Origin of the sequence: Pseudomonas sp. Sample_14 (assembly GCF_004307515.1) — a bacterium.
GTDB lineage: Bacteria > Pseudomonadota > Gammaproteobacteria > Pseudomonadales > Pseudomonadaceae > Aquipseudomonas > Aquipseudomonas atacamensis.
In genome coordinates, this window is the sequence record NZ_RCOC01000025.1 from 67,015 (window position 1) to 87,022 (window position 20,008).

The window sequence follows — 20,008 nt, forward strand, 5'->3', positions numbered from 1 at the left end:
CAGCCATGGCTGTCATGCAGCGCGGGGCAACTTGGGCCCAATCCATTTAGAGGACCTCCACTTGCCTGTATTTTCTTCTTTGCGCAAAGCCCTGCTGGCCGCTGCCGGCCTGACAATCGCTGTCGGAGCCCAGGCCGCCGGTACGGTGCATATTTATAACTGGTCCGATTACATCGGCGAGTCGACCCTGGCCGACTTCGAGAAAGAGACCGGGATCAAGCCGGTCTACGACGTTTTCGACTCCAACGAAACCCTGGAAGGCAAGCTGCTCGCCGGGCGCACCGGTTACGACGTGGTCGTGCCGTCGAACCACTTCCTTGGCAAGCAGATCAAGGCGGGCGCGTTCCAGAAGCTCGACAAGGCGCAACTGCCGAATTATTCCAACCTCGACCCGGTGCTGCTCAAGCGCCTGGAGCAGAACGACCCCGGCAACCTCTACGCCGTGCCGTATCTGTGGGGCACCAACGGCATCGGCTACAACGTCGACAAGGTCAAGGCTGTGCTGGGCATCGACAAGATCGATTCCTGGGCCGTGCTGTTCGAGCCGGAAAACATCAAGAAGCTGCACAGCTGCGGCGTTGCGTTCCTCGATTCGGCTGATGAAATGATGCCGACCATGCTCAATTATCTGGGCCTGAACGCCAACAGCACCAACACCAAAGACTACGAAAAGGCCACCGCCAAGTTGCTCGCGGTGCGTCCCTACGTGACCTATTTCCATTCCTCGAAGTACATCGGCGATCTGGCCAACGGCGACATCTGCGTGGCCATCGGTTTCTCCGGCGACATCTTCCAGGCGAAGAACCGTGCCGAGGAAGCCAAGAAGGGCGTCAACATCGCCTATTCGATCCCGAAAGAGGGCGGCGCGCTGTGGTTCGACATGCTGGCGATCCCCAAGGATTCGTCCAACGTCAAGGAAGCCCACGCCTTCATCAACTATTTGCTGAAACCTGAGGTGATCGCCCAGGTCAGTGATTACGTCGGTTACGCCAACCCCAACCCGGGTTCGGACAAGCTGATGGAACAATCCATTCGCACCGATGAAGCGGTTTACCCACCGCAAGCAGTCCTCGACAAGACCTACGTGTCGACCGAGTTGCCAGCCAATATTCAGCGTTTGATGACCCGTAGCTGGACCAAGGTCAAGTCGGGCAAATAACGCACAAACTATCCAGGGTTCGTCTTGCGGGGCGAACTGCTGCTTCTGTTGGGAGTTTCGTAAATGGCAGTTGCCTCCGGCGCCTACAAGAAAGCCCTCGAGGGCGACCAGACACCAAAACAGGTGCTGGTCAAAATCGACCGGGTCACGAAGAAGTTCGACGAGACGATTGCCGTGGACGACGTGTCCCTGGAAATCAAGAAGGGCGAAATTTTTGCTCTGCTCGGCGGTTCGGGATCGGGCAAATCCACCTTGCTACGGATGCTTGCAGGCTTCGAACGGCCCACGGAAGGGCGGATTTTCCTCGACGGCGTCGACATCACCGACATGCCGCCGTACGACCGTCCGATCAACATGATGTTTCAGTCCTACGCCTTGTTCCCGCACATGACCGTGGCGCAGAACATTGCCTTCGGCCTGCAGCAGGACAAGATTCCCAAGGCTGAAATCGACGCCCGCGTGGCCGAGATGCTCAAGCTGGTGCAGATGAGCCAGTACGCCAAGCGCAAGCCGCATCAACTGTCCGGCGGTCAGCGCCAGCGTGTGGCCCTGGCCCGTTCGCTGGCCAAGCGGCCGAAGCTGTTGCTGCTCGACGAACCGATGGGCGCACTGGACAAGAAACTGCGTTCGCAGATGCAACTGGAACTGGTGGAAATCATCGAGCGCGTCGGCGTGACCTGCGTAATGGTGACCCACGACCAGGAAGAGGCCATGACCATGGCCGAGCGCATCGCGATCATGCACCTCGGTTGGATCGCGCAGATTGGTAGCCCGATCGACATCTACGAAACCCCGACCAGCCGTCTGGTCTGCGAATTCATCGGCAACGTCAACATCTTCGAAGGCGAAGTGATCGACGACGCCGAAGGCCACGCGACCATCACCTGCAAGGACCTCGACCGGCAGATCTACGTCGGCCACGGCATCAGCACCTCGGTGCAGGACAAGTCGGTCACCTACGCGATTCGCCCGGAAAAACTGCTGGTCACCGCCGACATGCCGACCTGCGAATACAACTGGTCGAGCGGCAAGGTCCACGACATCGCCTATCTGGGCGGGCACTCGGTGTTCTACGTCGAATTGCCGAGCGGCAAACTGGTGCAGTCGTTCGTCGCCAACGCCGAACGTCGCGGCGCGCGTCCGACCTGGGGCGATCAGGTCTACGTGTGGTGGGAAGACGATAGCGGCGTGGTACTTCGCTCATGAACATGCGCAAATTCAAACGCCGCATAAACCGAATCATCCCCAATGGCCGGCAGATGGTCATCGGGGTACCGTTCATCTGGCTGTTCCTGTTCTTCATGCTGCCGTTCTTCATCGTTCTGAAGATCAGCTTCGCCGAAGCCGACGTGGCGATCCCGCCGTACACCGAGATCTACACCTACGCCGAGCAGAAGCTGCAAGTGCTGCTGAACCTGGGCAACTACGCGTTGCTTGGTGACGACGAGCTGTACATCGCTGCCTATCTCGGCTCGCTGAAAATGGCCTTTATCAGCACCTTGCTCTGCCTGCTGATCGGCTATCCGATGGCCTATGCCATCGCCAGCGCGCGCAAAGAGCTGCAAACGGTGCTGGTGCTGCTGATCATGATGCCGACCTGGACGGCGATCCTGATCCGCGTCTACGCGTGGATGGGCATCCTCAGCAACAACGGCCTGCTCAACGGTTTCCTGATGAGCATGGGCCTGATCGACGAGCCGCTGCAGATCCTCAACACCAACCTGGCGGTGTACATCGGGATTGTCTATTCGTACCTGCCGTTCATGATCCTGCCGCTGTACGCCAACCTGGTCAAACACGATCAGAGTCTGCTGGAAGCCGCGTCCGATCTGGGCTCGAGCACGTTCAACAGCTTCTGGAAGATCACCATTCCATTGTCCAAGAACGGCATCATCGCCGGCTGCATGCTGGTATTCATTCCTGTGGTCGGCGAGTTCGTGATCCCGGAACTGCTCGGCGGCCCGGAAACCCTGATGATCGGTAAGGTGCTGTGGCAAGAATTCTTCAACAACCGCGACTGGCCGGTGGCGTCCGCCCTGGCGGTGGTGATGCTGGCGATCCTGATTGTGCCGATCATTCTGTTCAACCGCAGTCAGGCCAAGGAAATGGAGGGTAAAGAATGAAGCGCTTCCGTTTCTCCAGCCTGATGCTGGTACTGGGTCTGATCTTCATCTATCTGCCGATGCTGATCCTGGTGATCTACTCGTTCAACGCCTCGAAACTGGTGACGGTGTGGGGCGGCTGGTCGATCAAGTGGTATGTCGGCCTGCTCGACAACTCGCAACTGATGGGCTCGGTGTTGCGCTCGCTGGAAATCGCCTGCTACACCGCGGTTGCTGCGGTGGCACTGGGTACCCTGGCCGCGTTCGTGCTGACGCGCATCACCCACTTCAAGGGCCGCACGCTGTTTGGCGGCCTGGTGACTGCGCCACTGGTGATGCCGGAAGTGATCACCGGTCTGTCGCTGTTGCTGCTGTTCGTGGCCATGGCGCAGATGATCGGCTGGCCGCAGGAGCGCGGCATCGTCACCATCTGGATCGCCCACACCACGTTCTGCGCGGCGTATGTGGCGGTGGTGGTGTCGGCGCGCTTGCGTGAGCTGGACCTGTCGATCGAAGAAGCGGCGATGGATTTGGGTGCACGGCCGTGGAAGGTGTTCTTCCTGATCACCATCCCGATGATCGCGCCGTCGCTGGCGGCGGGCGGGATGATGTCGTTCGCGCTGTCGCTGGATGACCTGGTGCTGGCAAGCTTCGTGTCCGGCCCGGGTTCGACGACGCTGCCGATGGAAGTGTTCTCGGCCGTGCGCTTGGGCGTGAAGCCGGAAATCAACGCCGTGGCCAGCCTGATTCTGCTGGCGGTGTCGCTGGTGACCTTCCTCGTCTGGTTCTTCAGCCGCCGCGCCGAAGAAGCACGCAAGAAAGCCATCCAGCAGGCCATCGAAGAAAGCGCGGCTGATTCGTGGAAGCAACCGGACGCACGCCGCGCGCCTGCGCCACAGACTGTGTGAGCCGGCGGGTTGGTTTCATTCCCGAGGCCAACCCAAATCAAAATGTGGGAGCGGGCTTTTGTGGTGAGGGGATTTATCCCCGATGGACTGCGCAGCAGGCCTTTTTTTGGGGGTCGCTTCGCAACCCAACGGGGATAAATCCCCTCGCCACAGGGCCCAGTTCCAAATCTGGTTTTAAGCAGTCCAGGGAGACTGGCGGATGACCTCGACGAAATTCATCGGTTTGAACCCCGGCTCCTGATCCACCAGCACATCAGTCTTCACATTGCCAAACGTGGTCTGCGGGCGATGACGCAAGCCGTCGGCGAACGCGCAGATGATGCACTCCTTGAAACCTTCCCCACGTGGATGCGCATGCACCACCGCTTCGCGCTGCACGCTGCTGAACGCCGCGTAGTCCATGCCCAGCACGTCCATCTCCACCCCGGCGGTCACCAGCGCGACGGTCGGGCGCAGATGCCTGGGTACGCCCGGCGTGGTGTGCAATGCGATCGACAGCCACACCTGCTCGATGTCGTCGTCGCTCAGCCCGTACGGTTTGAGAAAGGCTGCGGCGGCATTAGCGCCGTCCACTTCGAAGCGCTCGTCATCGCTGCGATGACCTGCGACCAGACCAAGGTCGTGGAACATCGCCCCGACATACAGCAGCTCCGGGTTATAGGCCAATTGCTGGCGCTCGCCGCTCAGGGCACCGAACAGAAACACCCGGCGCGAGTGGTGATAAAGCAGGTCGGATTCGATGTCGCGGATGTACTCGGTGGTGGCCCGGGCGAGGGCGCTGTCAGGGATCTTGATGCCGGCGATGGTGCTGGTCATAACGGTTTCCTCGTCGAAAACGCCGTCGTGGCGCTGCTGGAGAAAGTCTGTTCCCCGCGCGCCAAGCGAACAATCGAGTCATGGCTGCGATCCTTGCCATTGCACCTGCAAATCGTGCCAAGCTCACTTGTCGGGTGTGGGCTGGCCAGGGTTAGCTCGATCAACCAGTTGGACATGGCCCATGTGGGAGCGAGCTTGCTCGCGAAAGCGGTTTCTCATTCGACAGCTATGTTGCGTGTGTTGGCCTCTTCGCGAGCAAGCTCGCTCCCACAGGTTTGTGTGTCTGCCAAAGGATCGAGGACGTTTGAGTCATGAACAAATCCGTCGCCATTGTGGTGTTCCCCGGCGTGCAGTCACTGGACGTCAGCGGCCCCATGGACGTGTTCGCCGAAGCCAACCGCTTTCTTGCGCCGCAGGATCACTATCGCTTGCAAGTGATCGGCGTCGAGCATGGACCGATGGCCTGTTCCAACGGCATGAGCCTGAACGCCCACTGCCACTTCAGCGAAGCAAAGGATAGCCCCGACCTGTTGCTGGTCGCCGGCGGCCCGCAATTGCCGTTCATGGATTTTGGCCCCACGTTCGATGCCTGGCTGCGTGAAGCCTGTGGCCGCGCCCGGCGTTTCGGCTCGATCTGCAATGGCGCGTTCATGCTCGCCCGCGCCGGTTTGCTCGAGGGGCGCACTGTCACCACGCACTGGAACGATGCCGAGGCGTTGGCGCAGTTGTGCCCGACCACGCGGGTCGAGGCGGATCGCCTGTATGTCGAGGACGGCGCGCTCTACACCTCGGCCGGGGTCACCGCGGGCATCGATCTGTCGCTGTACCTGCTGGCGCGCGACCACGGTGCCGAGGTCGCGCTGAGTGTGGCGAAACGGCTGGTGGTGTTTACCCAGCGCTCGGGCGGGCAATCGCAGTTCAGCCCGTTCCTCACGCCGCATGCCGAGCCGACGTCAGCGGTGGCGCTGGTGCAGTTGTATGTGCTGGCCAATCTCACTGGCGATCTGACGATCGCCGATCTGGCCAATGCGGCGAACATGAGTGCGCGCAATTTCTCCCGGGTGTTCGCGCGGGAAGCGAAAGTGACCCCGGCGGAGTTTGTCGAACGGGCGCGGGTGGATGCGGCGCGGGTCATGCTGGAAAGCACCACGGCGCCGCTGAAAACCGTGGCCTATCAGTGCGGGTTTCGTGATGCGCAGCATATGCGCAGTGTGTTCAACCGCAGATTAGGCGTGACGCCGCAGCAGTTTCGGATGAATTTTGCGCTGAATGTTTGATCCGGGCTTGAGCTCGAAAGCCCTCACCCCAGCCCTCTCCCAGAGGGAGAGGGAGCCGACTGCAGTGTCTGGCGTGTTACATCGACCTGAAAGACCTTATCGATTATGGATTCGGCGCCAATCTTTCACGTCGGCGTTTCTCATGAATATCCCCCAATCGGTCCCCTCTCCCTCTGGGAGAGGGCTAGGGTGAGGGGCTCTTCAGGGCTTGCGCGCAGGCAGCAGCTTCAACGTACTGCGCGTATTCGCCAGCACCTCTTCCTCGCTGAAATGCGCCTGCACATAAATCCCCTCCACATACGCCTCGGCCTGGTCGTCATAGTGACTGTCCAGTGGCACGCCACTCTGGCCGACCGGGTTGATCGTCAGGCCATGCACCGGATCGGCGAAATCCACCAGTCGGCGCGTCGAAGGTCCATAGGTCACCGGCCATGGTGCCGGGCCGATCTTCGCCGAGAGGTTGTTCGGCACTTCGTGGCTGCCCGGCGCTGCGAACGGGCCGACGTTGAACAGGCGGTCCAGCGGCTTCTGCTGCCCCAGCGGATGGCCGTGGGTGAGGGTGTGCGCCGCGCCCCACTGCCAACCGGCCACGTTATCGCCGAGGGTCAGTTTCAGATGCGCCATGCTTGCCGCCCACGCCGTGCGCACGACATCGGCGCGGGTTTCTTTGGCTGGCGTGCTGCGATTGTCCCACCACGGTGAATCCGCCTTGGCCGCCAGGCGTGGCAGCGCCGAATCGATCACCCTCGTCGACAGCAGTGTTTCGAAGAAGTCATTGCCCAACTCATCGCGCATCGCCGCATCGGCAAGGTCGTAGAGGAATTGGTTGAACAGCGTCGCGCTGACGGAATTCAGCGGATAGTCGCCGGGCCACTGCGCCAGCTGCTCGACCAGTTTCAGTTGCGCCGGATCACTGACCACCTCACGCAACACCGGCAACAGCGGCGCCAACAGACGCGGGCCGTAACCGGTCGCCGTGCCCAATTGCAGTTTTTGGTTGGCCTCGTTGCTCCACTTCACCCGGTTGTCGCTGAGCTGACGGTCAAGCTGCTGACCACGATCGGCAAGGTTGTAGTAACCGGGAATCTCCATGCCGGTCGGCGACACGGGCTGGAAGTTGGCCGAGACGATATAGCCGCGCGCCGGATTCTCTTCCTGCGGGTTGGCGCTGAACGGGTAATAGCCTTCCTTGTCCGCCTCAGGCGTGCTGCCGTCGAGGATGAAGCCCGGTTTCACCCCGGCCGGACGTTTGGGCAGCAGGGCCGAGGCCCACCAGGCGATATCGCCCTTGGCGTTGGCGTACACCAGATTCAGGCCCGGCGCCTGCACCTTGGCCGCTGCCGCGCGGGCCTTGGCCAAGGTGTCGGCGCGGTTGAGCTGGTAGAAGCCTTCGAGGATCGGGTTGGGTGTTTCGAGGAAGGCCCACCACATCGCGATTGGTGTTTTTCCGGCAGCGCTGCCGAGGGCGTCGTTGACGATTGGCCCGTGCGGAGACTGGCGCAGGGTTATCGTCACTGGAGCCTGGCCTTTCACATTGATCTGCTGCTCGCTGACGAGCATGTCGGTCCACTGACCGCGATACCAGACCTGATTGGGGTTGTCCGGGTTGACCTTCTCGGCGATCAGATCGAGATCGTCGTTCTGGAACATGGTCAGGCTCCAGCCGAAATCGAGGTTGTGTCCCAGAAACGCGAACGGCACCAGTGCCTGATGATGGCCGTATAACTCGAAACCCGGCGCCGACAACTGCGCCTCGTACCACACCGACGGCACCGAGAAGCGGATATGCGGATCGCCGGCCAGCAACGGCTTGCCACTCTGGCTGCGGCTGCCGGTAATCACCCAGGCGTTGCTGCCCTCGAACTGCGGCAGGCCGTTGTCGAGCAGCGCCTGTTCGCTGAGGCGGGCGAGGGCGGTGAGGTCCTGCCAGTCGCCGGCGGCGAGGGCCGGTGCGTGCCGAGTGTGATCGGTGGCCAGAACCCCTTTGGCCTGCCATTCGAGATCGAACACATCGAGGTAATCGGCGCCGAGCTGATCGCGCACGTAGGTCAGCAGCGGTTCGGTGCGAAATGCGGCGGCAAAGCTGTAGGCCATGTAGCCGGCGACGCTAATGCTGTCTTCGGCCGTGAACGGCCGCTTGGGGATGCCCAGCACGTCGAACTCGATCGGCGCGACGTGGCTGTCCTGATATTGGTTGATGCCGTCCAGATAGGCTTGCAGGCCCTTCCACGCCGGCGACTGCTTGTCGAGGCTGGCGACGTAACTGGCCGCACGCTCGCGGATGCGCAGGCTGCGAAACAGTTTGTCGGTGTCGAGCAGTTTCGGCCCGAGCACTTCGGCCAGCTCGCCCCTGGCGAGGCGGCGCATGGCTTCCATCTGGAACAGACGATCCTGCGCGTGGACATAACCGAGGGCGCGATAGAGGTCGGTTTCGTTCTCGGCGCGGATATGCGGCACACCGCGCTCGTCATAGCGCACGGTCACCGAGCCTTGCAGATTGCGCAGCTCGACCTGGCCCTGGCGCGTCGGCTGCTTGCTGTAGATATACCCGCCGGCGGCGCCGAGCAGGACAACGATGAGCAAGGCAACGACGATCAACGCACGCTTCATGGTGACTCCTTGTGCAGGCGGGAAGGCCGCCCGTCGGGCTGCAAACATTTAGCACAGAGCATCTGTGCGGTGCAGCGCTGTCCTTGAAAAGTCCGGAATGCCTTACTTCGCGTCCGCCGGCCACGGGCAATAACAACCCACTGCCAGCGTATGCGTGGCATTGACCGGGCGATCTTCCGTCAGGGCATGCAGAATCGGTTCGATAAAGCTGTTGCTGGAGTTGCAGGTCAAACCTTCGCTGTACGGGCCGAAGTAGGCGAGTTTGCCGCTACGATCCCAGATCGCCACGGCGGGGCTGGCGGGGATCTGTTCGGCGCCGGGCAGGACGATGATGGTTTTCAGGCTGGCGAGGGTGGCGGGCAACTGGCCGTGGCTGCCGGGCTTTTGCACGGCGAAGAACTCCACGCCGCGAGGACCGAACTGTTCGACCATCTCGCTCAGGTGCTGTTGATTACCGACGTTGCACGGGCAGGCCGGGTCCCAGAAGTGCACCAGGCGGATATTGCCCGGCCCGGCGAGGTTGTCCGGCAGGCGCAGCGGGTCACCGGAAAATACCGCCGTATGTTCGCTGAACGCGCGCAGATAGCGGCCCTGAAACCAGTCATACGCCGCCCACAGCACCCCGGCGCAGATCAGCGCGAGCAGGCTGGCGAACAGTGCGGTGCGGTAGGGCGAACGCATGATTTCGGAATCTGAAAAGGTTGGCTAGCTTGCCATGCTTGCTCCGACAGATGAATATCGCAGGCCGATAAAGTCCGTTTACCGCTTTGGAATGTGCGCATGCCTGATACTTTCGACCCCGATCATTTACGCGCGAGCCTCAAGCCATTGGCCGAGTGGCAGCCGTTATCGGATGAGGCGAAGGCTTATCAGCGCTTCTACAAGACCGACTTTGCCGAGCGCGATGTCTGGCGCGGCATGGGTCGTTTCGAGGTCGATGGCTACGAGCTGGTCAGCCATTGCTGGTGGCCGGAGAAGGTCAAGGCGACGTTGTTTCTGCTGCACGGTTACTACGATCACATCGGCCTGTACCGGCATGTGATCGAGTGGGCGCTGGATCAGGATTTTGCCGTGATCGCCTGCGACTTGCCGGGCCATGGTCTGTCGAGCGGGCCACGGGCAAGCATTCGTGATTTCTCTGAATACCAGGACGTGTTGCAGGCGCTGTTTGCTGAAGCGAACTCGATCGCGCTGCCGCAGCCTTGGCATTTGTGCGGGCAAAGCACCGGTGGCGCGATTGTCGTCGATCACCTGCTCAACCATGGCGAGAACAGCCCGGCGCAGGGGCAGGTGATTCTGCTGGCGCCATTGGTAAGGCCGAGGGCGTGGGGCTGGTCGCAGTTGAGTTATTACCTGCTGCGGCCGTTTGTACGCGGGGTCGCGCGACGCTTCAGCGAGAACTCCAACGATCCGGATTTCCTGCCGTTTCTGCAGGCCGATCCGTTACAGCCAAGGCGCCTGCCGACGAAATGGGTGGGCGCGCTGTCGCGCTGGATCATCCGCGTCGAGCACGCGAAAAAAAGTCCGCGACGGCCGCTGATCATTCAGGGGCAGGCGGACATGACTGTCGACTGGCAGCACAATCTGCAGGTGTTGAAATGGAAGTTCGACCGACCGCAGATTCTGCTGCTGGCCGAGGCACGGCATCACCTGGCCAATGAAACGGCGGAGATGCGTGAGGAGTATTTCGAATTCTTGAGCAAGCGGATCAGGGGGCGGAATCTCTAGTGCCTGGGAGGGCCTCTTCGCGAGCAGGCTCGCTCCCACAGGGGAATGCGTTACAACTGTGGGAGCGAGCCTGCTCGCGAATGCGATCTTTCAGGTAACGAACATCACTGGCCGACCGCCAACCCCGCCCGAATCGCCGCCAGTGCCGCCTGGTAGTAAGCCTTGCCCTCGGTCGACTCGGCAAACGTCGCAAATTCTTCGAGCTCTTCATCCGACAAGTCGCGATAGACATAGAGCAGCGTGTTGTTCAGATCGGCGCCGATCTGATCCATCAGCCGCTGGCGCTGACCGTTCAACATGCCCTGTGCCTGTCCACCGCCGAGCAGTCCCGGGATCATCGAACTCAAGCTGTCCGCCGCTACGCCGGCAATCGCCAGACTGACCTCGGCGCCCGCCTCACGGGCTGGCAGGGCCTGGGCGAGATGGCCGATGATCAGCAAGCGACTGTCGCTGGCCTGCATCTTCGGCAGGCCCTGGGCATTTTTTGCCAGTTGATCGCGGCGGGTCGCCAGCAGTTCGGCGGCAACGATCTTCTTGCCCAGCGGCGACTGGAAGAAGGTCAGCGCCGGTTTCGGGTCGGCGAGTTTCTGCCGCAGTTGCGCTTCGGCACGCTGATCCATGGCCTGCGCGGCGAAGCGCTGATTGCTGTTGTTGACCAGCGCCTGAAATACCGCAGGCGGCAGGCTGTTCTGATAGCGCTGCTGGGCGGCGCTCAGGGCATCGTTGAAATGCGCGCGTTGTTCTGGCCAGCCGGCGACCTTGTACAACTGATCAAAGCCGTCCGCCCAGGCGGGCAATACGCAGAACATCAACAGTGAAAAAAGCAAACGGCGCATAGGGACTCCTGTCAGCAGCGGACTATTGTCCGTGCGGTGCCGGTACTTGTCGAGAATTCGTAGCAAGGCGCTGCGTGGCTCTGTCGGATTTATCGCCGTCGGCATACTATGCGCGCCATGCCGATATCCTCTGAACACCCGCTGCTGTTACGCATTGTCGACGACCTGGCTGAACACGGCTGGTCGCAGCAGAACATCTTCCTGCCCGCCGATCTGACCCGGGCGCTGGCGGCCGAGTGCCGTAAACGTGAAGCCGAAGGTGAGCTGGCGCCGGCGGCGGTCGGACGCGGGCCTTTTTCGGAGATTCGCGAGGGTATTCGCGGCGATCACATCCAGTGGATCGACCCGGGTCAGGCCGAGGCCACTGACCGTTACCTGAGCCTGATGGACAGTCTGCGCGAGGCACTCAATCGCGGTCTGTTTCTGGGGCTTGAGGATTTCGAATGCCATTTCGCCCTGTACCCGCCCGGCGCGTTTTACCTCAAGCACGTTGACCGCTTTCGCGATGATGACCGGCGCATGGTCTCGGCCGTCATCTACCTCAACGAGGCCTGGCTGCCGGAGGACGGTGGCCAATTGCGCATGTACCTGGGCGAAGAACGTGTGCATGACGTACAGCCGACCGGCGGCTGTCTGGTGGTGTTTCTCTCCGGCGAAGTGCCCCACGAAGTGATGCCGGCCCATCGCGAGCGGCTGTCGCTGACCGGCTGGTTCCGTCGCCGTGGCAACGAGCCGTTCTGAACATGGAAAAGATCCTGGTCAGTCGCTGCCTGCTGGGCCATCGCGTGCGCTATGACGGTGGCGCGAGCGGGCCGTTTGATCTGCTTGAGCAATGGATCGAAGAAGGGCGCGTAGTGCCGTTGTGTCCGGAGGTGGCCGGTGGATTGCCGACGCCGCGGGCGGCGGCTGAGATTCCTGGCGGGCAGGGCGGTGAGGTGCTGGATGGCACTGCTGCTGTGATCACTACCGATGGCGAGGATGTCAGCGCGCAGTTTCTCGAGGGGGCGCGGCAAGCGCTGGAACTGTTGCAAAAGCACGGCATTCGGGTGGCGGTGCTCAAGGCCAACAGTCCGTCTTGCGGGAACCTGCTGACGTATGACGGCACGTTCAGCGGGGTCAAGGTCAATGGCGAAGGGGTGACGGCGGCGTTGCTCAAGCGTCATGGGGTTCGGGTTTTCAGTGAGCTTGAGCTGGCTGAGGCGGCGGTGACTCTGGCGGCTTTGGACTGATCCGCCATTGTTGCCCTCACCCCAGCCCTCTCCCGGGGGGAGAGGGGGCCGACCGAGGTGTCTGGCGCTGTCCATCGACCTGAAAGACCTTGGCGACCAGGGATTCGACAAAGCCATGATCAGTCGATTTCGGATTCGGTATAGCAATCCCAAGTCGGCGTACCTCAAAAGCATCCCCGGATCAGTTCCCTCTCCCTCCGGGAGAGGGTTAGGGTGAGGGTGAGGGGCTCTTACGGTTTCAACCACTTCTCGGACAGCGCCGCCAACCGCCCATCCGCCTTGATCCGTTCCAGCGCGCTCTTGAGGCTGGCCTGAAACGCCGGATTACCCTTCTGAAACGGTATCGCCAATTCCACCGGCGCTGCCGCTTTCGGCTTCGCTTCGGTCAACGCCTGCACCAGCACCATCGGCCGCGGCGTCTCGTCCTTCTTCGCCAACAATTGCCCATCAACCTCGCCGTACGGCTCGCTGAAGTCGAAACGATCCTTGAGTTCGGGTGTCAGTGCTATGTGGTTGAGCGCGACGTCGTACTTGCCGCTTTCAACGCCCTGGAGCAGGTCGCCCTCGTCGGTCACGATGAAGTCGGCGCGTACATCCAGCTCCTGGGCCAGAAGTTGCCCAAGCTCGACCTCGAACCCCGTGAGGGTGTCGCCTTCCTTGTAATTGAAGGGCGGTGTATTAGCCTCAAGGGCTATGCGCAGCTCGCCACGGTCGTTGACGTCATCAATCAGTTCGGCGTGAGCCAGCGGGCTCAGAAGGGGTAGCAGGCAGATCAGGCCAGGCAGCAGGCGCATGGTCACTCCTTTGAAATCATTATCGCGACGCTCTGATTCAGGCTCGCTTTGCTATGGTTGTCGAGTGCCTTCGACAACGAATGGTCATGAAGTTGTCATGACCGTGCGGATTTTACGGAAAAACTGGAGAAGAAAATGAAAAGCTTTATGTCACGTGCAGCGTTGGCCGGTGTGCTGATGGGTGTTTCGGTGCTGGCCAGTGCGGCGACACCGGCGCCGAAGGATGCTGAAGTGTTCATCGTTTCTCCCGAGGACGGCGCCACCGTCTCGCAGGAATTCAAGGTCAAGTTCGGCGTCAAGAACATCGCGCTGGCCCCGGCGGGTGACACCACCAAGAACACCGGCCACCATCACTTGCTGATCGACGTCGACGACCTGCCGGCCGAAGGCGCGCCGATCCCGACTGACGCCCATCACATGCATTTCGGCAAGGCGCAGACCGAAGCCACGATCAAACTGGCCCCCGGCAAGCACACCTTGCAACTGATCCTCGGCGACAGCGGCCACATGCCGTTCGACCCATCGATCGTTTCGGAAAAAATCACCGTCAACGTGAAATAAAAAAAGGGAGCCCTGCGGGGCTCCCTTTTTTAATTCAGCTTCAAGTGGCTAGCTGCAAGCGGCAAGGTAAAGCAAAAGCGCTGTTCACTTGCCGCTAGTAGCTTGAAGCTTGCCGCTGCTTCTTCAGAAGAGAACACGGCTACGGATAGTGCCGTTGACGTGTTGCAGTTTCTCTTGCGCCAGCTCCGAGTATTCGGCGTCGACGTCGATCACCACGTAGCCGACTTTCTCGTTGGTCTGCAGGAACTGACCGGAGATGTTGATGCCGTTTTCGGCGAAAACCTTGTTGATCTCGCTCATCACACCCGGGATGTTCTCGTGGATGTGCAGCAGGCGGTGCTTGCCAGGGTGAGCCGGCAGCGCCACTTCCGGGAAGTTGACCGACGACACCGAGGTACCGTTGTCGCTGTACTTGACCAGTTTCTCTGCCACTTCCAGACCGATGTTGGCTTGCGCTTCGGCGGTCGAGCCACCGATGTGCGGGGTCAGGATCACGTTGTCGAGGCCACGCAGCGGGCTTTCGAACTCTTCGTCGTTGGAGCGTGGTTCCACCGGGAACACGTCGATGGCCGCGCCGATCAGGTGCTTGTCCTTGATCGCGTCCGCCAGGGCGTCGAGTTCGACCACGGTGCCGCGTGCGGCGTTGATCAGGATGCCGCCCTTCTTGATGGCGCGGATTTCCTTCTCGCCGATCATCCACTGAGTGGCGGCGGTTTCCGGGACGTGCAGGGTGACGATGTCGGACATGCCCAGCAGCTCGTGCAGGTTGTTGACCTGCGTAGCGTTGCCCAGTGGCAGCTTGGTCACGGTGTCATAGAAGAACACTTGCATGCCCAGACCTTCAGCCAGCACCGACAGCTGCGTACCGATCGAGCCGTAGCCGACGATGCCCAGCTTCTTGCCACGGATCTCGAACGAGTTGGCGGCGGACTTGATCCAGCCGCCACGGTGGCAGGATGCATTCTTCTCAGGGATGCCGCGCAGCAGCAGGATCGCTTCGGCCAGTACCAGCTCGGCTACGGAACGGGTGTTGGAGTACGGCGCGTTGAACACGGCAATACCGCGCTCGCGGGCCGCACTGAGGTCAACCTGGTTGGTGCCGATGCAGAAACAGCCGACCGCGACCAGTTTCTTCGCGTGATCGAAGATCTCTTCGGTCAGTTGCGTGCGCGAGCGGATGCCGATGAAGTGAGCGTCAGCGATCTTTTCCTTGAGCTGGGCTTCCGGCAAGGAACCAGTCAGGTATTCGATGCTGGTGTAGCCCGCCGCCTTGAGGACGTCGACAGCCGATTGGTGGACGCCTTCGAGAAGAAGGAACTTGATCTTGCTCTTATCGAGAGAAGTCTTGCTCATCTGCGTAAACCTGTATCCCGGAGAAAAATGGCAGGGAGGGAGCAGCCTGGAGCTGACCCGCACGGCAACAAAGCCGTCACCGCGGATCTGGCCTTGGGCACTGTCCTGCGGGGTCGGTATGCTAGCATAGCCACCCCGCTAAACACTCATTCCTGCGACGTGAAGCGTTCTCAGGATGACCATGAATTGTTCGAGAGTTCTGTCGATGACCAATCCTGCGCTGATTGATGAACTGAAGACCCTGGTTGAGCCTGGCAAAGTCCTCACTGACGCCGACTCCCTGAACACTTACGGCAAGGATTGGACCAAGCATTTCGCGCCGGCGCCGAGCGCCATCGTGTTTCCCAAGACCATCGAGCAAGTGCAGGCCGTGGTGCGTTGGGCCAATTCCCACAAAATTGCGCTGGTGCCATCCGGCGGGCGCACCGGGCTGTCCGCCGCAGCAGTGGCGGCCAATGGCGAAGTGGTGGTTTCGTTCGATTACATGAACCAGATTCTCGACGTCAACCTCACCGATCGCACCGCCGTGTGCCAGCCGGGTGTGGTCACTGAGCATCTGCAGAACGTCGCCGAGGAAAACGGCCTGTACTATCCGGTCGACTTCGCCTCGGCGGGTTCCAGTCAGATTGGCGGCAATATCGGCACCAATGCCGGCGGGATCAAAGTGATTCGCTACGGCATGACCCGCAACTGGGTGGCCGGCATGAAAGTCGTCACCGGCAAGGGCGACGTGCTCGAGCTGAACAAGGACCTGATCAAGAACGCTACCGGTTACGACCTGCGTCAGCTGTTCATCGGCGCCGAAGGTACGCTCGGTTTCGTCGTCGAAGCGACCATGCGCCTCGATCGCGCGCCGAAAAACCTCACGGCGATGGTCCTCGGCACCGCCGATTTCGATTCGATCATGCCGGTGCTGCACGCCTTCCAAGGCAAACTCGACCTGACGGCGTTCGAATTCTTCTCCGACAAGGCCTTGGCCAAGGTCATGGGCCGTGGTGACGTGCCGGCGCCGTTCGAGACCGAGTGCCCGTTCTACGCCCTGCTGGAATTCGAAGCGACTACCGAAGAAGTGGCCAACAGCGCGCTGGAAACCTTCGAACACTGCGTTGAACAGGGCTGGGTGCTCGACGGCGTTATGAGCCAGAGCGAAACCCAGTTGCACAACTTGTGGAAGCTGCGCGAGTACATCTCCGAAACCATTTCCCACTGGACGCCGTACAAGAACGACATCTCGGTTACCGTCTCGAAAGTGCCGGCGTTCCTGCGCGAAATCGACGCGATCGTTGGCGAGCACTACCCGGATTTCGAAATCGTCTGGTTCGGCCACATTGGCGACGGCAATCTGCACCTGAACATCCTCAAGCCGGAAAATCTGAGCAAGGACGAGTTCTTCGCCAAGTGCGCCACCGTCAACAAGTGGGTGTTCGAAACCGTCGAGAAGTACAACGGCTCGATCTCGGCCGAGCACGGCGTCGGTATGACCAAGCGTGATTACCTGACCTACAGCCGCTCGCCGGCCGAGATCGAGTACATGAAAGCGGTCAAGGCAGTGTTCGACCCGAACGGCATCATGAACCCGGGCAAGATTTTCCCGGTTTGATCGGTAATCTCTGTTGAATCAATAAAGGCAGGAGTCGGTAAATGAGCTATCAGCACCAGTACGTCGACGGCACGCGCATTCACTTCCCGATCGGGAAAGTCGTGTGCATTGGCCGCAATTACGCCGAGCACGCCAAGGAACTGGACAATCCGGTGCCGACCGAGCCGCTGCTGTTCATCAAGCCGGGCAGTTGCGTGGTGCCGCTGGAAGGCGGGTTCAGCATTCCGACCGAGCGTGGTTCGGTGCACTACGAAGCGGAAATCGCCGTGTTGATCGGCAAGCCGCTGTCGACCAAGCCGAGCCGTGAAGAAGTCCTCGATGCGATCTCCGGCTTCGCCCCGGCGCTGGACCTGACCCTGCGCGACAAGCAGGCCGAGCTGAAAGCCAAGGGCCTGCCGTGGGAAATCGCCAAGTCGTTCGACGGCGCGGCGGTGATCGCCCCGTTCGTGGTCGGCAGCACCTTCGCTGACCTGACCGACATCGGCATCCGCCTGACCATCAACGGCGAAGTGCGCCAGGACGGCAACAGCAGCGCGATGCTCAACCCGATCGTGCCGATGATCCAGCACATGGCCGGCTGCTTCTCGCTGCAGGCCGGCGACGTGATCCTCACCGGCACGCCAGTGGGCGTCGGCCCGCTGAACGTCGGCGATGAAATCATCCTCGAACTGCCGGGGGCGAGCAGCTTCAGCAGCAGCGTGCGCTAACCGCAGAACCCCTTGTTGGGGGGTGAGCTTTGTGGTGAGGGGGTTTAGCGAAACGTCGCACCGCCCCGTTGGACTGCGCAGCAGGCCCCTCTTCAAGATCAAGAGGGGCGCGCTTCGCGCGCCAACGGGGATGAATCCCCTCGCCACAAGGGCCATTCCATATCTGTAATGTGTTGCTGCTGGCAAATGCACACGGCAATCCCGCCATTTGCCGTTTTTTTCACATCCTCTCTGGATAATTCCCGCGATTCTGGCGTCTCAGCCGGCCTCTTTGTGCTATTACCCTTGGCCTGAATTAACGGAACGCATCCCTTGATGGCATCTCCAACTCAGCAGAAATCCCCCTTCCGTTCGCGCTTCGTCCTGCGCTGGTATGTCTGGCTGTTGCTGGTCATCGCCGCAGCCTATGGGCTGGCGTTCGCCATGCATTGGGATGATCGCGGCGTGCTGTGGGTGCTGGAGCGCTTCGAGAGCAAGGCCGAGCAGAAGGAGAGCGTGTGGCTGCCGGACTATCAGGTGGTGATCGATGCCAAGCCGCTGCCGGGCATGGAGAAGGACGAAGCTTCGGATCTGGCCTACAACCCGCAGACCAGGACACTGTTTGCGGTGATGGGCAAGAATGCCTTTCTGGTCGAGCTGACGCTTCAGGGCGACGTGTTGCGCAAGATGCCGTTGGTGGGCTGGAGTAATCCGGAAGGCTTGACGGTCATGGAAAACGGTTTGCTGGCCATTGTCGATGAGCGTGAGCATACGCTGTCGATCGTCAAGGTCGATGCCGCGACTCGTGAGCTGAACATCGCCGATTTCCCCAAATACGACCTTGGGCCGTCGAAAGATCAGAACAAGGCTTTTGAGGCCATCACCTGGGACGGGCGCAATCAGCGACTTATTCTGGGGGAGGAACGCCCCCCGGCGCTGTTCACCTGGAAAAGCGATGGCGGCCAGACCCTGCAGGGCGACAAGCAGAAACTGGCCAGCGATCAGCTGGATCTGCGCAACCTGTCGGCGCTGGCTGTCGATCCGCGCACTGGCCATCTGCTGGTGTTGTCCGCCGATTCGCACCTGTTGCTGGAACTGGACGAAGCCGGCAAGCAAGTCAGCTTCATGACATTGCTCGGCAATTTCAACGGTCTGAAAGACACCATCCCCCGCGCCGAAGGCATGACCATGGATGAGGAAGGCACGCTGTACATGGTCAGCGAACCGAACCTGTTCTACCGATTCGAAAAACACCGGTAATTTTCCCTACGACAATCGCGTAATTGTGCGGTTGTCGTGGCGGACAAGTGGCCATTAAGCTTCAATTCAGACGGGCGTGATATTTCATCGGCCTGTCATGAATCCGAGCCTGCCTGAATGCGTCGACTTGCCCGCCCCAAACCGCTGATCCTCGTCCTGTTGATGATTGTCCTGATCGCGTTGATCGCGATCGGCCAATACCTGCGCCTGTTCGAGCGCGCCTGGTTCAACCTGCACACGCTGTGGCAACCGGTGAGCAGCGAGGCGATCGGCCTGGATCAATATCGGGTGACCATCGAAGCGCGGCCGATCGACGGGCTCGACGATGACGTCTCGGCGCTGACCTACGATCCGGTGCGTAAAAGCCTGTTCACCGTGACCAACAAGAATTCCGAACTGGTCGAATTGTCCCTGGAAGGCAAGATTCTGCGGCGCATCGCTCTGGTGGGGTTTGGCGATCCGGAAGCCGTCGAGTACATCAGCGCCGACACCTACGTGATCACCGACGAGCGTCAGCAACGGCTGATCAAGATCCACCTCGAGGCCGACACCACTTTTCTCGATGCCGAGGATGCCGAGCAAATGACCCTCGGCGTGCACATGTCCGGCAACAAGGGTTTCGAAGGGCTGGCTTACGACTCGGTGGGCAAGCGGCTGTTCGTGGCCAAAGAACGCGACCCGATGCTGATCTACGAGGTCCACGGTTTTCCGCACTTCAAACCGGACAAGACCTACGCGGTGCACGTGATCAACAACCCCAAGCGCGATGCCGGGATGTTCGTGCGTGATCTGTCGAGTCTGCAGTACGACGAACGCAGCGGGCACTTGCTGGCGCTGTCGGACGAGTCGCGGTTGATTATCGAGCTGGATGTCGACGGGCGCCCGTTGAGCACCATGTCGATCAGCGGCGGGCGCCAGGGTTTGCAGAAAACCGTGCCGCAGGCGGAGGGAATTGCGATGGATGATGACGGCACGTTGTACCTGGTGAGCGAGCCGAATCTGTTCTACGTCTTCAAGAAGCCCACACAAAACTGACCAACACCACAAAACACTGTGGGAGCGAGCCTGCTCGCGAGTGCGGTTGGCCAG

General features: G+C 60.8%; 19 protein-coding genes. 13 read left to right on the plus strand and 6 right to left on the minus strand.

The annotated features are described in order from the left end of the window. The first annotated feature begins 61 nt into the window (after positions 1-61). The 4 genes from D8U61_RS05105 (at position 62) to D8U61_RS05120 (ending at position 4,169) form a co-directional block, all read left to right on the plus strand. Positions 62-1,159, plus strand: coding sequence for a polyamine ABC transporter substrate-binding protein (locus tag D8U61_RS05105; protein WP_038860901.1), 1,098 nt, complete (start codon positions 62-64; stop codon positions 1,157-1,159). 63 nt (positions 1,160-1,222) lie between these two features. Next, positions 1,223-2,365 carry a polyamine ABC transporter ATP-binding protein gene (potA, locus tag D8U61_RS05110; protein ID WP_016772662.1) on the plus strand — a complete coding sequence of 381 codons (1,143 nt, stop codon included), beginning with the start codon at positions 1,223-1,225 and terminating at the stop codon, positions 2,363-2,365. Positions 2,366-2,400: 35 nt separating this feature from the next. Further along, positions 2,401-3,282, plus strand: a complete 882-nt coding sequence (locus D8U61_RS05115; protein ID WP_177318487.1) for an ABC transporter permease subunit — start codon at positions 2,401-2,403, stop codon at positions 3,280-3,282. After that, entirely contained in the window at positions 3,279-4,169 is an 891-nt protein-coding gene (locus tag D8U61_RS05120) for an ABC transporter permease subunit (RefSeq protein WP_122748323.1), read from the plus strand. Before D8U61_RS05115 ends, D8U61_RS05120 begins: the two co-directional genes overlap by 4 nt. Before the next feature lie 174 nt (positions 4,170-4,343). Here the strand turns inward: D8U61_RS05120 and D8U61_RS05125 are convergent, their stop codons facing one another. Then, on the minus strand, positions 4,344-4,985 hold the full coding sequence (locus D8U61_RS05125) for an HD domain-containing protein (protein ID WP_071172175.1): 642 nt from the start codon (positions 4,983-4,985) through the stop codon (positions 4,344-4,346). 311 nt (positions 4,986-5,296) lie between these two features. On the opposite strand from D8U61_RS05125, the gene D8U61_RS05130 reads away from it, so the two are divergent. Next, on the plus strand, positions 5,297-6,262 hold the full coding sequence (locus D8U61_RS05130; RefSeq protein WP_122698629.1) for a GlxA family transcriptional regulator: 966 nt from the start codon (positions 5,297-5,299) through the stop codon (positions 6,260-6,262). 201 nt (positions 6,263-6,463) lie between these two features. On the opposite strand, the gene D8U61_RS05135 is transcribed toward D8U61_RS05130, so the two are convergent. Both D8U61_RS05135 and D8U61_RS05140 read right to left on the minus strand, forming a co-directional pair. Beyond that, positions 6,464-8,872, minus strand: a complete 2,409-nt coding sequence (locus D8U61_RS05135; protein ID WP_130926519.1) for a penicillin acylase family protein — start codon at positions 8,870-8,872, stop codon at positions 6,464-6,466. A 102-nt stretch (positions 8,873-8,974) separates the two neighbouring features. Beyond that, entirely contained in the window at positions 8,975-9,553 is a 579-nt protein-coding gene (locus D8U61_RS05140; RefSeq protein ID WP_024014714.1) for a DUF6436 domain-containing protein, read from the minus strand. A 99-nt stretch (positions 9,554-9,652) separates the two neighbouring features. Here D8U61_RS05140 and D8U61_RS05145 point away from each other — a divergent pair, with 99 nt between their 5' ends. Beyond that, on the plus strand, positions 9,653-10,600 hold the full coding sequence (locus D8U61_RS05145; protein WP_024014713.1) for an alpha/beta hydrolase: 948 nt from the start codon (positions 9,653-9,655) through the stop codon (positions 10,598-10,600). A 104-nt stretch (positions 10,601-10,704) separates the two neighbouring features. On the opposite strand, the gene D8U61_RS05150 is transcribed toward D8U61_RS05145, so the two are convergent. Further along, positions 10,705-11,436 carry a DUF2059 domain-containing protein gene (locus D8U61_RS05150; protein ID WP_123441772.1) on the minus strand — a complete coding sequence of 244 codons (732 nt, stop codon included), beginning with the start codon at positions 11,434-11,436 and terminating at the stop codon, positions 10,705-10,707. A gap of 108 nt (positions 11,437-11,544) precedes the next feature. Between D8U61_RS05150 and D8U61_RS05155 the strand changes: the two genes are divergently transcribed. Beyond that, positions 11,545-12,177: a 2OG-Fe(II) oxygenase gene (locus tag D8U61_RS05155; protein ID WP_071172179.1), complete on the plus strand. Its 633-nt coding sequence runs from the start codon at positions 11,545-11,547 to the stop codon at positions 12,175-12,177. Positions 12,178-12,179: 2 nt separating this feature from the next. After that, positions 12,180-12,665: a DUF523 domain-containing protein gene (locus D8U61_RS05160; RefSeq protein ID WP_130926520.1), complete on the plus strand. Its 486-nt coding sequence runs from the start codon at positions 12,180-12,182 to the stop codon at positions 12,663-12,665. Between the two features lie 230 nt (positions 12,666-12,895). Here the strand turns inward: D8U61_RS05160 and D8U61_RS05165 are convergent, their stop codons facing one another. Continuing rightward, on the minus strand, positions 12,896-13,459 hold the full coding sequence (locus D8U61_RS05165) for a transporter substrate-binding domain-containing protein (protein WP_125925409.1): 564 nt from the start codon (positions 13,457-13,459) through the stop codon (positions 12,896-12,898). Positions 13,460-13,594: 135 nt separating this feature from the next. Between D8U61_RS05165 and D8U61_RS05170 the strand changes: the two genes are divergently transcribed. Next, on the plus strand, positions 13,595-14,020 hold the full coding sequence (locus tag D8U61_RS05170) for a DUF4399 domain-containing protein (protein ID WP_039757489.1): 426 nt from the start codon (positions 13,595-13,597) through the stop codon (positions 14,018-14,020). A 123-nt stretch (positions 14,021-14,143) separates the two neighbouring features. Here D8U61_RS05170 and serA read toward each other — a convergent pair whose 3' ends face one another. After that, a complete protein-coding gene (gene serA, locus D8U61_RS05175; protein WP_024014707.1) occupies positions 14,144-15,373 on the minus strand; it encodes a phosphoglycerate dehydrogenase in 1,230 nt (409 codons plus the stop codon). Positions 15,374-15,578: 205 nt separating this feature from the next. Here serA and D8U61_RS05185 point away from each other — a divergent pair, with 205 nt between their 5' ends. The 4 genes from D8U61_RS05185 to D8U61_RS05200 all read left to right on the plus strand — a co-directional run bounded on the left by D8U61_RS05185 (position 15,579) and on the right by D8U61_RS05200 (position 19,954). Next, the gene (locus tag D8U61_RS05185; RefSeq protein WP_125925410.1) at positions 15,579-16,973 is read left to right on the plus strand and encodes an FAD-binding oxidoreductase; all 1,395 of its coding nucleotides are present in this window, start codon (positions 15,579-15,581) and stop codon (positions 16,971-16,973) included. Positions 16,974-17,014: 41 nt separating this feature from the next. After that, positions 17,015-17,680, plus strand: coding sequence for a fumarylacetoacetate hydrolase family protein (locus D8U61_RS05190; protein WP_130926521.1), 666 nt, complete (start codon positions 17,015-17,017; stop codon positions 17,678-17,680). Positions 17,681-17,995: 315 nt separating this feature from the next. Beyond that, positions 17,996-18,919, plus strand: a complete 924-nt coding sequence (locus tag D8U61_RS05195; protein WP_130926522.1) for an SdiA-regulated domain-containing protein — start codon at positions 17,996-17,998, stop codon at positions 18,917-18,919. A 117-nt stretch (positions 18,920-19,036) separates the two neighbouring features. Then, on the plus strand, positions 19,037-19,954 hold the full coding sequence (locus D8U61_RS05200; protein ID WP_130889107.1) for an SdiA-regulated domain-containing protein: 918 nt from the start codon (positions 19,037-19,039) through the stop codon (positions 19,952-19,954). Positions 19,955-20,008 lie beyond the last annotated feature (54 nt).

Bases quoted from the DNA above. Each gene is read 5' to 3' on its own strand.
- potA (WP_016772662.1), top strand. From the start codon at position 1,223: ATGGCAGTTGCCTCCGGCGCCTACAAGAAAGCCCTCGAGGGCGACCAG.
- D8U61_RS05120 (WP_122748323.1), top strand. From the start codon at position 3,279: ATGAAGCGCTTCCGTTTCTCCAGCCTGATGCTGGTACTGGGTCTGATC.
- D8U61_RS05125 (WP_071172175.1), bottom strand. From the start codon at position 4,985: ATGACCAGCACCATCGCCGGCATCAAGATCCCTGACAGCGCCCTCGCC.
- D8U61_RS05130 (WP_122698629.1), top strand. From the start codon at position 5,297: ATGAACAAATCCGTCGCCATTGTGGTGTTCCCCGGCGTGCAGTCACTG.
- D8U61_RS05135 (WP_130926519.1), bottom strand. From the start codon at position 8,872: ATGAAGCGTGCGTTGATCGTCGTTGCCTTGCTCATCGTTGTCCTGCTC.
- D8U61_RS05140 (WP_024014714.1), bottom strand. From the start codon at position 9,553: ATGCGTTCGCCCTACCGCACCGCACTGTTCGCCAGCCTGCTCGCGCTG.
- D8U61_RS05145 (WP_024014713.1), top strand. From the start codon at position 9,653: ATGCCTGATACTTTCGACCCCGATCATTTACGCGCGAGCCTCAAGCCA.
- D8U61_RS05150 (WP_123441772.1), bottom strand. From the start codon at position 11,436: ATGCGCCGTTTGCTTTTTTCACTGTTGATGTTCTGCGTATTGCCCGCC.
- D8U61_RS05155 (WP_071172179.1), top strand. From the start codon at position 11,545: ATGCGCGCCATGCCGATATCCTCTGAACACCCGCTGCTGTTACGCATT.
- D8U61_RS05160 (WP_130926520.1), top strand. From the start codon at position 12,180: ATGGAAAAGATCCTGGTCAGTCGCTGCCTGCTGGGCCATCGCGTGCGC.
- D8U61_RS05165 (WP_125925409.1), bottom strand. From the start codon at position 13,459: ATGCGCCTGCTGCCTGGCCTGATCTGCCTGCTACCCCTTCTGAGCCCG.
- D8U61_RS05170 (WP_039757489.1), top strand. From the start codon at position 13,595: ATGAAAAGCTTTATGTCACGTGCAGCGTTGGCCGGTGTGCTGATGGGT.
- serA (WP_024014707.1), bottom strand. From the start codon at position 15,373: ATGAGCAAGACTTCTCTCGATAAGAGCAAGATCAAGTTCCTTCTTCTC.
- D8U61_RS05185 (WP_125925410.1), top strand. From the start codon at position 15,579: ATGACCAATCCTGCGCTGATTGATGAACTGAAGACCCTGGTTGAGCCT.
- D8U61_RS05190 (WP_130926521.1), top strand. From the start codon at position 17,015: ATGAGCTATCAGCACCAGTACGTCGACGGCACGCGCATTCACTTCCCG.
- D8U61_RS05195 (WP_130926522.1), top strand. From the start codon at position 17,996: ATGGCATCTCCAACTCAGCAGAAATCCCCCTTCCGTTCGCGCTTCGTC.
- D8U61_RS05200 (WP_130889107.1), top strand. From the start codon at position 19,037: ATGCGTCGACTTGCCCGCCCCAAACCGCTGATCCTCGTCCTGTTGATG.